13 protein-coding genes are annotated in these 12823 nt (G+C 19.4%); 9 read left to right on the top strand and 4 right to left on the bottom strand.

What is annotated here, in order from left to right; translation table 11 throughout:
• Window positions 1–2 precede the first annotated feature (2 nt).
• Window positions 3–650: a 3,4-dihydroxy-2-butanone-4-phosphate synthase gene (ribB, locus tag GJU02_RS01175; RefSeq protein ID WP_168919269.1), complete on the bottom strand. Its 648-nt coding sequence runs from the start codon at window positions 648–650 to the stop codon at window positions 3–5.
• Between the two features lie 202 nt (window positions 651–852).
• On the opposite strand from ribB, the gene GJU02_RS01170 reads away from it, so the two are divergent.
• Window positions 853–2082 (top strand): multifunctional CCA addition/repair protein, encoded by a 1230-nt coding sequence (locus GJU02_RS01170; RefSeq protein ID WP_168919464.1) that lies wholly within the window; start codon window positions 853–855, stop codon window positions 2080–2082.
• Window positions 2083–2106: 24 nt separating this feature from the next.
• Here GJU02_RS01170 and uppP read toward each other — a convergent pair whose 3' ends face one another.
• Window positions 2107–2910, bottom strand: a complete 804-nt coding sequence (uppP, locus tag GJU02_RS01165) for an undecaprenyl-diphosphatase UppP (protein WP_168919268.1) — start codon at window positions 2908–2910, stop codon at window positions 2107–2109.
• A gap of 100 nt (window positions 2911–3010) precedes the next feature.
• Entirely contained in the window at window positions 3011–4027 is a 1017-nt protein-coding gene (gene tsaD, locus GJU02_RS01160; protein ID WP_168919267.1) for a tRNA (adenosine(37)-N6)-threonylcarbamoyltransferase complex transferase subunit TsaD, read from the bottom strand.
• A 122-nt stretch (window positions 4028–4149) separates the two neighbouring features.
• Here tsaD and rpsU point away from each other — a divergent pair, with 122 nt between their 5' ends.
• The 3 genes from rpsU to rpoD all read left to right on the top strand — a co-directional run bounded on the left by rpsU (window position 4150) and on the right by rpoD (window position 8082).
• A complete protein-coding gene (gene rpsU / locus GJU02_RS01155; RefSeq protein WP_168919463.1) occupies window positions 4150–4365 on the top strand; it encodes a 30S ribosomal protein S21 in 216 nt (71 codons plus the stop codon).
• 43 nt (window positions 4366–4408) lie between these two features.
• Window positions 4409–6139: a DNA primase gene (gene dnaG, locus GJU02_RS01150; protein ID WP_168919266.1), complete on the top strand. Its 1731-nt coding sequence runs from the start codon at window positions 4409–4411 to the stop codon at window positions 6137–6139.
• Window positions 6140–6279: 140 nt separating this feature from the next.
• Window positions 6280–8082 carry an RNA polymerase sigma factor RpoD gene (rpoD, locus tag GJU02_RS01145; RefSeq protein WP_168919462.1) on the top strand — a complete coding sequence of 601 codons (1803 nt, stop codon included), beginning with the start codon at window positions 6280–6282 and terminating at the stop codon, window positions 8080–8082.
• Window positions 8083–8151: 69 nt separating this feature from the next.
• On the opposite strand, the gene map is transcribed toward rpoD, so the two are convergent.
• Complete coding sequence (gene map / locus GJU02_RS01140; RefSeq protein WP_168919265.1) at window positions 8152–8931, bottom strand: type I methionyl aminopeptidase; 780 nt, start codon at window positions 8929–8931, stop codon at window positions 8152–8154.
• Window positions 8932–9092: 161 nt separating this feature from the next.
• On the opposite strand from map, the gene rpsB reads away from it, so the two are divergent.
• The 5 genes from rpsB to uppS all read left to right on the top strand — a co-directional run bounded on the left by rpsB (window position 9093) and on the right by uppS (window position 12803).
• A complete protein-coding gene (gene rpsB / locus GJU02_RS01135; protein WP_425482340.1) occupies window positions 9093–9791 on the top strand; it encodes a 30S ribosomal protein S2 in 699 nt (232 codons plus the stop codon).
• A 21-nt stretch (window positions 9792–9812) separates the two neighbouring features.
• Window positions 9813–10622 (top strand): translation elongation factor Ts, encoded by an 810-nt coding sequence (gene tsf / locus GJU02_RS01130; protein WP_168919264.1) that lies wholly within the window; start codon window positions 9813–9815, stop codon window positions 10620–10622.
• 60 nt (window positions 10623–10682) lie between these two features.
• Window positions 10683–11411 (top strand): UMP kinase, encoded by a 729-nt coding sequence (gene pyrH / locus GJU02_RS01125; RefSeq protein ID WP_168919263.1) that lies wholly within the window; start codon window positions 10683–10685, stop codon window positions 11409–11411.
• Window positions 11412–11441: 30 nt separating this feature from the next.
• On the top strand, window positions 11442–11996 hold the full coding sequence (locus GJU02_RS01120; protein WP_168919262.1) for a ribosome recycling factor: 555 nt from the start codon (window positions 11442–11444) through the stop codon (window positions 11994–11996).
• Between the two features lie 72 nt (window positions 11997–12068).
• Window positions 12069–12803 carry a polyprenyl diphosphate synthase gene (gene uppS / locus GJU02_RS01115; protein ID WP_168919261.1) on the top strand — a complete coding sequence of 245 codons (735 nt, stop codon included), beginning with the start codon at window positions 12069–12071 and terminating at the stop codon, window positions 12801–12803.
• The last annotated feature ends 20 nt before the right edge of the window (window positions 12804–12823 follow it).

Genomic DNA, 12823 nt, shown 5'->3' with positions numbered 1-12823 from the left:
AATTAAATATTGATATTATTTCTTATAATATATTTTTTAATATCATTAATAGTAACTAATACCATTTTATTTTTTTTCGCAAAAGATATTGTATCTAATATTTTTGCCATTGATCCGTCCTTATTAGTTAATTCACATAATACGCCAGTAGGTTTCATTTTTGCAATTTTTAATAAGTCTATTGTTGCTTCAGTATGACCCTCTCTTTTAAAAATTCCTCCATTTACAGCTCTTAATGGAAAAATATGTCCTGGTTTATTTAAATCTTCAGGTATAGCATTATTTGCAATAGCTGTTTTAATAGTTGTAAATCTATCTTGTGCTGATACTCCAGTTGATATACCTTGAGCTGCTTCAATTGTAACTGTAAAACCTGTTTTATAAATACTGGTATTTTTTTTTACCATCATAGGTAATTTTAATTTTTTACGTAAATATTCTGTAATACATAAACAAACAATACCACTACCATATCTAATAGAAAAAGCTATATCAGATATAGAAATTTTTTCCGCTGAAAATACTATATCACTTTCATTTTCTCTTTTTTTATCATCTAAAATTAAAATTCCATATCCTTTTTGTAAAGAAAAAATAGCATTTTTTATACGTTTTTCATAAGTTCCAAATTCTGTATCAAGTATATTCATAAAATAATATTTATATTGTCAATTTAAAAATATTATATATTAATATTTTAGGATCTTTTTTAAAAAATATAAGATTTAATTTATGAATTAAAAAAAAATAAATTTTAAAAAATAAACACCAATACTATACTAATATAGTACGATAACTTATTATATCTATAATACAGATAAATAATAAATGTTAAGGGAAAGGAGTAATAAATTGAAAATTTATTTAGTTGGTGGGGCTATAAGAGATAATCTCTTAAATATAAAGGTAACTGATAAAGATTGGGTTGTTGTAGGATCAAATATAAATTCAATGTTAAAACTAGGTTTTAATTTAGTTGGAAAAGATTTTCCTGTTTTTTTACATCCAAAAACTCATGAAGAATATTCATTAGCTAGAACAGAATATAAATCTGGTCATGGATATAAAGGTTTTAAATATTGCGCATCTTCTACAATCTCTCTTAAAGAGGATTTATTACGTAGAGATCTCACTATTAATGCTATTGCACAAGATAAATTAGGTAATTTTTATGATCCATATAATGGTATAAAAGATATTAAAAATCGTTTATTAAAACATGTTTCATCATCATTTAAAGATGATCCTTTAAGAGTTTTACGTGTAGCTAGATTTGCTGCAAAATTAAAATATTTAAATTTTCGTATACATGAAAATACATTAGAATTAATGAAAATTATGAGTGATTCTGGAGAATTATCTTATTTAAAACCAGAAAGAATTTGGAAAGAAACATATAATGCTCTTCAATCAACAAATCCTCAAGTATTTTTTCAAGTTTTAAAAAAATGTAATGCTTTATCTATTATTTTTCCGGAAATAAATAAATTATATGGTATACCAGCTCCATCTAAATGGCATCCAGAAATAGATACAGGTATACATACTATGCTTACATTAAAAATAATATCTAAATTAACAAAAAATGTACCAACAAGATTTGCAGCATTATGTCATGATATAGGTAAAGGATTAACTCCACAAAAATTATGGCCAAGGCACCCAGGACATGGAAATGCAGGTATACCTTTAATAAAAGGTTTATGTAATAAATTAAAAATTCCAAATAATATTAAACACTTATCTATAATAGCTGCTAGTATACATGATATTATTCATGATATATATAATCAAAAACCAAAAGATATATTAAATATATATAATATTATTGATGCTTGGAGAAAACCAGAGAGAGTAAAACAAATAGCTTTAATTAGTGAAGCTGATGCAAGAGGTAGATTAACATTAGAATATATAAAATATAAACAAGGAAAATATTTTATTAATATGTATAAATATATTTCTAAATTAAATATAAAAAGTATTATTAATAATAGTAATTTAAAGGGAGATTTTATATCTAAAAAAATTCAAGATGAAAGATTAAAATTAATAAAATATTTTTTAAAATTAAAAAACTAAAATATTAATTTATAAAAAAAAACATTAACTAGAAAAAATTAGTATTATTATTAAAAATAAACGATATAAAACAAACCATTTTAAAGAAATATTATTTATAATATAAATAAATTTTTTAATAATTATTAAACTAATAATAAATGAAATTAAAAAACCAATAAGAAATATTTTCATGTTATAAATATTTATTATTGAATGATGTTTATATAATTCTAATAAATTAGCTCCAATAATAATTGGTATAGATATAATAAAACAAAATTTAGTTGCAATAGTACGTTTCATTCCTATCAATAAACTAATAGATAATGTTGATCCTAATCTTGAAACTCCTGGTAATAAAGCTAAACATTGGAAACAACCAATAAAAAAATAATTTATATATGATAAAGAATTAATATTATTAATAATATATTTTTTTGGTTTAAATATTTCCGAAAAATATAATAATATTCCACCAATAAATAATCCATAAATAGTATGATGAATATCATTAATTATTTTAATTTTTTTGTAAAAAAATAATCCAATAAATATTAATGGAGTTGCAGATATGAATATAGATAATAAATTGATTTTTTTTTGTAAAAAAAAATTATATTTCATTGTATTAAATATAATTTTTATGATTTTTTTCCAAAAAAATATGATTATTGCTAATGTAGATCCTAATTGAATAATTATTTCAAAAAATTGAAAATTATCATTTTTTATGATATTAAATATTTTAGAAAAAATAATAATATGTGCACTTGAAGAAATAGGTAAAAATTCAGTTAAACCTTGTATTATACTTAATATTATAGAAGAAAAATAATTTAGTAACATTATTAAATATCTCAATTAATAAAAAATTATTTTAATTAAAATAATTTTTTTTATTAAATAATTTTTTCAGTTAAAATTTTAATATTTTTATTAATATAAATTAAATTTTATCTTCTAAAGATAATTTAGAATTTATATGAATATTATTTAATATATATTTTTTTTTTTTTGATAAAAATTTTTTTGATCCAAGATAAGCAATCATAGCTGCATTATCAGTACATAATTTTTTATTACTATAAAATAATTTAATATTTTTTTTTTTTAAATTCTTATATAAGAATAATCTTAAATTGTTATTAGAGCTAACTCCACCTGCAATTACTAATTGATTAATATTATATTTTTTTAAAGCCCATAAACTTTTAATATAAAGAGTTTCTATTATTGCCTCTTCTAATGCACATGCAATATCTGCTTTAATTTTAAAATTTTTTAAATTTTGTGTTTTTATAAAATTTATTACAAAAGTTTTTAATCCAGAAAAACTGAAATTAAAATTATTTTTTTTTAATATCATAGGTCTTGGAAAAAAAAATTTTTTTGGAGTACCATATTTTGATAATTTAAATAAATTTTTACCACCTGGATATTCTAATCCTAATAATTTAGATACTTTATCTAAAGTTTCACCTACAGCATCATCTATATTTGTTCCTAATATTTTATATTTTCCAAATTTATATGTATAAATTAATTGAGTATGTCCACCAGAAATTAATAATCCTATAAAGGGAAAAACTGGTTTTTTTTTTTGTAACATAACTGAAAATAAGTGTCCTTCCATATGATTTACTGGAATAATAGGAATATTCAAAGAAAACGCTAAAGTATGTGAAATAATTGCTCCTATTATTAAAGAATTTATTTGTCCTGGTCCTGCTGTATAAGCTATTGCATCAATATCTTTTAAATTTTTTTTTATTTTTAATAAAGATTTTTTAATTAAAGGAATAATTTTGTTTAAATGATTTCTTGCTGCTAATTCAGGTACAACACCTCCATATTTAGAATGAATTTTTTGTGTATAAATATTATTACACAATATTCCTATATTTTCATCATAAAAAGCTACTGATGTATCATCACATGATGTTTCTATCCCCATAAAAAGCATATTTAACCTTTATATTAAAACTTTTGTTTGAGTAATTTAAAAAAATTATTTATATATTTTTTATTATATACTATAGTATATAATTATAAAATTTAAATAATTTTGAATATGGATATATGTATATGCCAATTATAAAAGTACGTGAAAATGAACCATTTGACTTAGCTTTAAGACGTTTTAAACGTTCATGTGAAAAAGCAGGAATTTTAGCAGAAGTAAGACGTAGAGAATTTTATGAAAAACCAACAACAAAAAGAAAAAGAGCTAAAGCATCTGCAATAAAAAGACATGCCAAAAAAATATTTAGAGAAAATTCTAAAAGAATTCGTTTATATTAAAAAATTATTATTAGTAAATAATGAATTATGAAAAATCATTTTTATGATTAAATATGTATCTCGTTCATTTATTAATCATTTATTAGACCAAATTGATATTGTAAATTTAATTAAAAATAAAATAAAATTAAAGAAAAGAGGAAAAAATTTTTTTGGAATTTGTCCTTTTCATTTAGAAAAAAATCCTTCATTTGCAGTTAGTTCTGTAAAACAATTATATCATTGTTTCGGATGTGGTGCACATGGAAATATTATTGATTTTGTTATGAAATATGATAATTTATCTTTTCTTGAAAGTATAGAATCAATAGCAAATATATTTAGTATACCTATTACATATAATAATAGTGTAAATAAAAAATTTCAAAAAAATAATATTTATTATAAATTTATTTTTAATTTAAGTATTTTTTATAAAAATTCTCTATTAGATCCTTTAGGCAAAGGTAGAGAAGCTTACAAATATTTATTAAATAGAGGTTTTAACATATATATTATAGAATATTTTTCTATTGGGTTTTCTCCTTTATATTGGCATAAAAAATTTTTAAATAATAAAAATATTATAAAAATTTTATATAAAAAATTAGGTATTTTAAAAAAAAATAAAATCAATAATAATTTTTATGATATTTTTTATAATCGAATTATATTTCCAATTAAAAATATAAAAGGTTTTATTATTGGATTTGGAGGAAGAGTTTTTGAAAATAAAAATCCTAAATATTTAAATTCTTCAGAAAATATTATTTTTCATAAAAGTAATGAATTATATGGATTATACGAAACAAAAAAAGAAAATAATATTATAAAAAAAATACTAATAGTAGAAGGATATATTGATGTTATTAGTTTATTTCAATTTAATATAAAATATGCAGTAGCCATATTAGGAACAGCTATTACTGATATACATATAAAAAAATTATTTAATATAACAAATAAAATTGTTTATTGTTATGATGGAGATCAAGCAGGTATAAAAGCTCAGTGGAAATCTTTAAAAATTAGTTTACCTCATTTAGTTAATGGTAAAGAAATAAAATTTATGATTTTACCTAATGGTGAAGATCCTGATAGTTTAATTAGAAAAGAAGGAAGAATTCTTTTTAAAAAAAGAATTAATAATACTTTATCATTTTCCAAATTTTTTTTTAAACAATTATTTTTAAAAAATTTATTTTCCTCTTGTGAGGAAAAAACACGTTTTATTTACAAAGCTTTATCATTTATTAAGTTAATTCCGGATTATTTTCTTCAAATAAATTTAATTAAAACATTGGGAGAAAAAGTAGGTATTATTAATCTTGTAGATATATATAATTCATTAAAATTTCAAAAAAAAATAGTTAAAAATAATAATTTTAAAAAAACTACTATTCGTAGACTATTAAGTTTATTAGTACAAAATCCCGAATTAATAAAACTTGTTCCACAATTAAAAATTTTTAAAAGTTCAAATATAAATGGTTTATTTTTTTTTATTAAATTTGTTAATTTTTATAAAAATAAAAATATAACAACAGTTAAAATATTAGAACAATATAGAGGAACAAAATTAAAAAAAATTCTTGAAATTTTAGTAACATGGAACCATATGATTCCTGATAATAAAATAAAAAAATTCTTTATAAATTTAATAAAAAAATTAAAAATAAATATTTTAGAAGATAGAATAGAATATTTAATATCTTTAGAAAGAAAGATAGGATTAGATTATAAAAAAAAACAAGAATTATGGTCTTTAAATAAAATATTAATTAAAAAAAAATAATTTGAAAAATTTAATAAAATATATTTAAAATATTTTTAATAACATATATAAAATTTTATTTATTAAATAAATAATTTGTTTTAAATTTTATTTCATTTAATTTTATTTAAATATTAATAAATAAAAGTATGGAACTATTTATGGATCATAACTCAAAATCACAGCTTAAATTTCTTGTAACGCGTGGAAAAGAAAAGGGTTATTTAACTTATTCAGAAATTAATGATCATTTACCTGATAATATTGTTAGTTCAAATCAAATTAAAAATATTATTCAAATGATAAATGATATGGGTATACAAGTAATGGAAGAAGCTCCTGATAATGATGATTTAATATTAAATAATAATACAAATAATTTAACAGAAGCAGAAGATGCCGTACAAGTATTATCTAATGTAGAATCAGAAATGGGGAGAACAACAGATCCAGTACGTATATATATGCGAGAAATGGGTACTGTAGAACTTTTAACACGAGAAGGAGAAATTAATATAGCTAAACGTATAGAAGAAGGTATTAATCAAGTACAATCTTCTATAGCAGAATATCCTGTTTTTATAAAATATTTATTAAAAAAATATGATAAAGTTAAATCTGGTGATATACGTTTATCAGATTTAATCCATGGTTTTATTGATTCTAATATTAAAGAAGAAATTATATCTTCTAATAATCAAGAATTATTAAATAATATTCAAACAGAAAGTAACGAAAATATTATAGATAATAATTTAGCTGAAGAAAAATTTTTAGAATTACAAAAACAATATTATATAACATTAATTTTTATAAAAAAAAAGGGTAGAAATCATAATAAATCATTAATTGAATTAAAAAATCTTGCAGAAATTTTTAAACAATTTCGTTTAGTATCTAAAGAATTTAATTATTTGGTATCTAAAATGCGTTCTATAATGTTCCGTATACGCATTGAAGAATATAATATTATGAAAATATGCTTAAAAAAATATAATATATCAAAAAAAAAATTTATGTGCATATTTTATAATAATGAAATAAAAAAAGATCTTTTTTTCAAAAAATTAAAAAAATTAAAATTAAAAAATAAATTTCATTTACATGAAAAAAATATTTTTTTAAATAAAATAAATAGAAGTATTCTAAAATTAATTAATATTGAAAAAGAAACAGGATTAACAATTAGAAAAATTAGAAATATTAATAAAAAAATATCTATAGGTGAATTAAAAACACAAAGAGCAAAAAAAGAAATGATTGAAGCTAATTTAAGATTAGTTATTTCTATTGCTAAAAAATATACAAATAGAGGATTACAATTTCTTGATTTAATTCAAGAAGGAAATATAGGTTTAATGAAAGCAGTAGATAAATTTGAATATAGAAGAGGTTATAAATTTTCTACATATGCCACATGGTGGATAAGGCAAGCTATTACTAGATCTATTGCTGATCAAGCTAGAACAATAAGAATTCCTGTTCATATGATCGAAACTATAAATAAACTTAATAGAGTTTCTAGAAAAATTTTGCAAGAATTAGGTAGAGAACCTACACCAGAAGAATTATCTGAATATATGCTGATACCTGAAGATAAAATTAGAAAGGTACTAAAAATAGCTAAAGAACCAATTTCTATGGAAACACCTATAGGTGATGATGATGAATCACATTTAAGTGATTTTATTGAAGATAATACTCTAGAATTACCATTAGATTCAGCAACTTCTGAAAGTTTAAGAGTAGCAACATACAATATTTTATCTAGTTTAACACCAAGAGAAGCTAAAGTATTAAGAATGAGATTTGGTATTGATATGAATTCTGATCATACTTTAGAAGAAGTAGGAAAACAATTTGATGTAACTAGAGAGAGGATTAGACAGATAGAAGCAAAAGCATTAAGAAAATTAAGACATCCTAGTCGTTCAGAAATATTAAAAAGTTTTTTAGATAATTAATAATATTAATAATAATTTTAATATAGTTAAGTAATTATAAATTTATAATTACTTAACTATATCAGATATTTATAAAGGTATTTTTTCTTCTTTTCTTAAAGTTAATACTTTATAACCTAAATTAGTAATAAGTACAGTATGCTCATATTGAGCTGAATTAGTTTTATCTTTAGTTTTTACAGTCCAATTATCATTGGATAAATACACTTCATGATGTCCTATATTTATCATGGGTTCAATAGTAAATACCATTCCTGGTTTTAATATAATACCATAATCATATGATTTATAGTGTAAAATTTGAGGATCTTCATGAAAATTTTTACCTATGCCATGTCCACAATAATTTCTTACTACAGAAAAATTTTTTTTTTCTACATATTTTTGTATTATTTTTCCAATTTTATATAATCTAAGCCCAGGTTTTAAAATACTGATTGCTTTATATAAACTTTTTTGAGCAGTTAAACATAATAATTGTGATTTTTTAGAAATTTTATTTCCCACAAAAAACATTTTTGATGTATCACCAAAATAATTATTATATAAAATAGTTACATCTATATTAATAATATCTCCTTGTTTTAATATATCATTCTTATTTGAAATTCCATGACATACTATATCATTTTTAGAAATACATATAGATTTTGGAAAACCATTATATCCTAAAGTAGCAGGTTTTGCTTTTTGAATTTTTGTAATATAATTATGACATATATTATTAATTTCTTCCGTACTAATTCCAGGTAATATATAACTTTCAATCATTTCTAATACTTCTGCTGCTAGTTGACAAGATTTATAAATTTTTTTTATTTCTTCAGAATTTTTAATTGATATTTTCATTATTTTATTTCTATAAATTTATTAATTTTATAATATTAAATGTTATATTATAATGATTAAATTTAAATGATATCTAAAATAATAAATATTATTAATTATTTTTGTATAGATAAAAATTATATAATGTTATTTTAGTAATATAAAAAATAAGGATAAAAATAATGTGTATATCTATTAATAAAATGTTTAAAGTAGGAGCTCATTTTGGTCATCAAACTCGTTATTGGAATCCCAAAATGAAAAAATTTATTTTTAAATATAAAAATAAAATACATATTATTAATCTAGATAAAACTATTATAATGTTTAATAATGCATTAAAAGAATTAAAAAAGATAAGTTCTCGTAGAGGTAAAATTTTATTTATTGGTACTAAAAAAGCAGCATCTCTTCTTATAAAAGAAACTGCAATTAACTGTAATCAATTTTTTGTTAATCATCGTTGGTTAGGAGGTATGTTAACTAATTGGAAAACTGTAAAACAGTCTATAAAAAAATTAAAGGAATTAGAATTACAAAAAAAAAATGGAATATTTAAACAATTAATAAAAAAAGAAGCATTAACACGTAATAGAGAATTATTTAATTTAGAAAAAAGTTTAGGAGGTATTAAAAATATGGGAGGTTTACCTGATGCTATATTTGTTATTGATGCAAATTATGAAAAAATTGCTATAAAAGAAGCCAAAAAATTAAATATTCCTATTTTTGCTATTGTAGATACTAATTCAAATCCCGAAGGGATTAATTTTGTTATACCTGCTAATGATGATGCTATTCGTGCCATAAAATTATATTTATATTATGTAACTAAAGTTATTATAAATAATAATTTACATTTTCATAAGAAAAAAATTTAAAAAATTAATTAGGAGATAATATTGAAAATTAACATTAATAAAATTAAAGAATTAAGAAATATTACAAATATTAGTATTTTACAATGTAAAAAAGCATTAATAGCTGCAAAAGGAAATATTAATCAAGCTATAGATTATATAAGAAAATATGAAAATATAGAATCTATTAAAAAATCTAAAAATAAAACTAAAGAAGGTTTAATTTTTAGTTATATTACTAAAGATTTTGGAATATTATTAGAAATAAATTGTCAAACAGATTTTGTTGCAAAATCACAACAAATCAGAAATTTTGGAAAAAATATTTTAAAATATATATTTAAACATAATCAAACAGATATTTCTTTAATAAAAGAAATATTTAATCAAGAAAGAATAAAATTAATTGGAATTTTAAAAGAAAATATATGTATTAATCGTTTAGGTTTTCTTAAAGGAAAATTTATAGGTAAATATATACATCATAGCAAACGTATTGGAGTAATAATTAAATGTGATAGAGATAATGATTTATTGATGAAACAAATTTCTATGCATATAGCAATGTTAAAACCTGATTATATTCATGAAAAAAATATTCCTATAGATATTATAAATCATGAATATCAATTACAAAAAAATATTGCAATGAAAAAAAATAATAAATCTAAAATAATTATAAAAAAAATTATAGAAGGACGTGTAAAAAAATTTATAAATAATATCACTTTATATAATCAAAAATTTTTATTAGATAATAATAAAACAGTGTTACATTTTTTAAATGAAAATAAAATAAAAGTTTTAGAATTTATATATTTAGAATTAGGTACAAATATAATTAAAAATTAATTATTTTATTGATATAATTTAATAAAATATATTTTATATAAAAAATATAATAAATACTATATGAATATTAAAAAAAAAATAATTTATAATCGTATTATATTAAAAATAAGTGGCGAATTTTTACAAGGTAAAAATCTATCTGGTATAGATAATAAATTATTAGATTATATTATACAAGAAATTAAAAGTATTTTACCTTTAGGTATTGAAATAGCTGTAGTTATAGGAGGTGGAAATTTATTTAGAGGAAAATATTGTAATGGAAATAATAATTTAAAAAGAGTTTTAGGGGATCAAATTGGTATGTTATCAACCATAATTAATGGTTTATTATTATATCAATCAATTAAAAATAAATTAATTAATGTATATTTAATGTCATCTTTTCCTATTCAAGGTATATGTACAGGATATAATGCATTTAAAGCAATTGATTTAATTAAAAACAATATAATTATATTAACAGGTGGAATTGGTAATCCTTTATTTACTACAGATACAGCAGCATGTTTAAGAGGTATTGAATTAGAAGCTAATGCTATATTTAAAGCAACAAATGTTAATGGAGTATATTCTAAAGATCCTATAAATTATTCTGATGCTAAATTTTTTAATAAGATAGATTATGATTACGTAATAAAAAAAAAAATTAAAATTATGGATAATACAGCTTTTATTTTAGCACGTGATTATAATATGCCTATACATATTTTTAATATTCAAAAACCAGGATCACTTTACAGAATTTTAACAGGAACAATTGAAGGAACAATAATTAAAAACAAATAAAATAATATACTTTAAATAAAGGATATGAATATGTATAATGATATTATAAATGAAAATAAAAATAGTATGAAGAAATGTTTAGATATATTTATAAAAAAAATTAATATTATTTCATATAATAGATTATCTCCTTATTTATTAAATAATATTTTTTTAAAATTAAATAATAAATTAGTATCAATTAACCATATATCATCTATAGTTGTAGAAAATTCTTCTACCCTTAAAATAACTCCATTTGATTATACAATATTAAAAAATATAGAAAAAAGTATTGTACTTTCAAAATTAGATGTAACAACTAAAATAATTGATCATAACATTTATGTAAATATTCCTCCTATTACAGAATCTAGAAAAATAAAAATTTTTAAAAATATAAAAACAGAAGCAGAATTAAATAAAATTAATATTCGTAATATACGTAGAAAAACAAATAATAAAATTAAAATTTTTTTAAAAAAAAAATATATTGATGAAAATCAAGAACAAAGATTATATAATCTTATTCAAAAACAAACTATATTATATATAAATAACATAAAAGAATTTTTAAAAAAAAAAGAAAAGGAATTATTATATTAATAATTAAAATTTAAAGAAAATTTTTAAATTTTTATTTATTAATTATTAAATAAAAATTTAAATTTTAAAAAAATGAAAATCAATAGAATTAGTAAAAAAAAAAATCTTACTTCTTATCCAAATCATATTGCTATTATTATGGATGGTAATAGAAGATGGGCTAAAAAAAATAAAAAATTAAAATTTTTAGGTCATAGAGAAGGAGCAAAAACTGTAAAAAAAATAATTGGTTTATCATTAAAATATAATATTAAAGTATTAACTTTATATGCTTTTAGTAGTGAAAATTGGAAAAGATCTAATAATGAAGTAAAATTTTTAATGGATTTATTTAAAGAAATTTTAAATACTGAAACTATAAATTTAAAAAATAAAAAAATACGTTTAAAAATTATTGGTAATACAAAAAAATTTAATTTTTCCTTACAAAAGGCTATTATTAAAGCAGAAAATTTAACAAAAAATAATAATAAATTATTATTAAATATAGCTGCTAATTATGGTGGTCGTTGGGATATCGTAAATAGTGTAAAAAAAGTTGCTTTAAAAGTTTATCAAGGTTTATTAAATCCTAAAGATATTAATGAAAGTATAATAAATAATTATATTTGTCTTAATGACATTTTCCCTATAGATTTAGTTATTAGAACTGGAGGTGAATATCGTATAAGTAATTTTTTAATTTGGCAAATTGCATATTCAGAATTATATTTTACTAAAAAATTATGGCCTGATTTTAATAAAAAAGATTTTAAAAAAGCGTTAAATATTTTTATAAAAAGAACTCGTCGTTTTGGAGGAGATTAAATATAATTTTAATTATAAAT

Source organism: Enterobacteriaceae endosymbiont of Donacia thalassina (assembly GCF_012568245.1).
GTDB lineage: Bacteria > Pseudomonadota > Gammaproteobacteria > Enterobacterales > Enterobacteriaceae.
Note: the sequence above shows the minus strand (reverse complement) of the source record. Positions and strands in the feature narration are given on the sequence as shown.

What these genes read in the sequence shown, in the direction of transcription:
- ribB (WP_168919269.1), bottom strand. Translation starts at nt 650, where the DNA reads ATGAATATACTTGATACAGAATTTGGAACTTATGAAAAACGTATAAAA.
- uppP (WP_168919268.1), bottom strand. Translation starts at nt 2,910, where the DNA reads ATGTTACTAAATTATTTTTCTTCTATAATATTAAGTATAATACAAGGT.
- tsaD (WP_168919267.1), bottom strand. Translation starts at nt 4,027, where the DNA reads ATGCTTTTTATGGGGATAGAAACATCATGTGATGATACATCAGTAGCT.
- rpsU (WP_168919463.1), top strand. Translation starts at nt 4,150, where the DNA reads ATGCCAATTATAAAAGTACGTGAAAATGAACCATTTGACTTAGCTTTA.
- dnaG (WP_168919266.1), top strand. Translation starts at nt 4,409, where the DNA reads ATGATTAAATATGTATCTCGTTCATTTATTAATCATTTATTAGACCAA.
- rpoD (WP_168919462.1), top strand. Translation starts at nt 6,280, where the DNA reads ATGGATCATAACTCAAAATCACAGCTTAAATTTCTTGTAACGCGTGGA.
- map (WP_168919265.1), bottom strand. Translation starts at nt 8,931, where the DNA reads ATGAAAATATCAATTAAAAATTCTGAAGAAATAAAAAAAATTTATAAA.
- rpsB (WP_425482340.1), top strand. Translation starts at nt 9,093, where the DNA reads ATGTGTATATCTATTAATAAAATGTTTAAAGTAGGAGCTCATTTTGGT.
- pyrH (WP_168919263.1), top strand. Translation starts at nt 10,683, where the DNA reads ATGAATATTAAAAAAAAAATAATTTATAATCGTATTATATTAAAAATA.
- GJU02_RS01120 (WP_168919262.1), top strand. Translation starts at nt 11,442, where the DNA reads ATGTATAATGATATTATAAATGAAAATAAAAATAGTATGAAGAAATGT.
- uppS (WP_168919261.1), top strand. Translation starts at nt 12,069, where the DNA reads ATGAAAATCAATAGAATTAGTAAAAAAAAAAATCTTACTTCTTATCCA.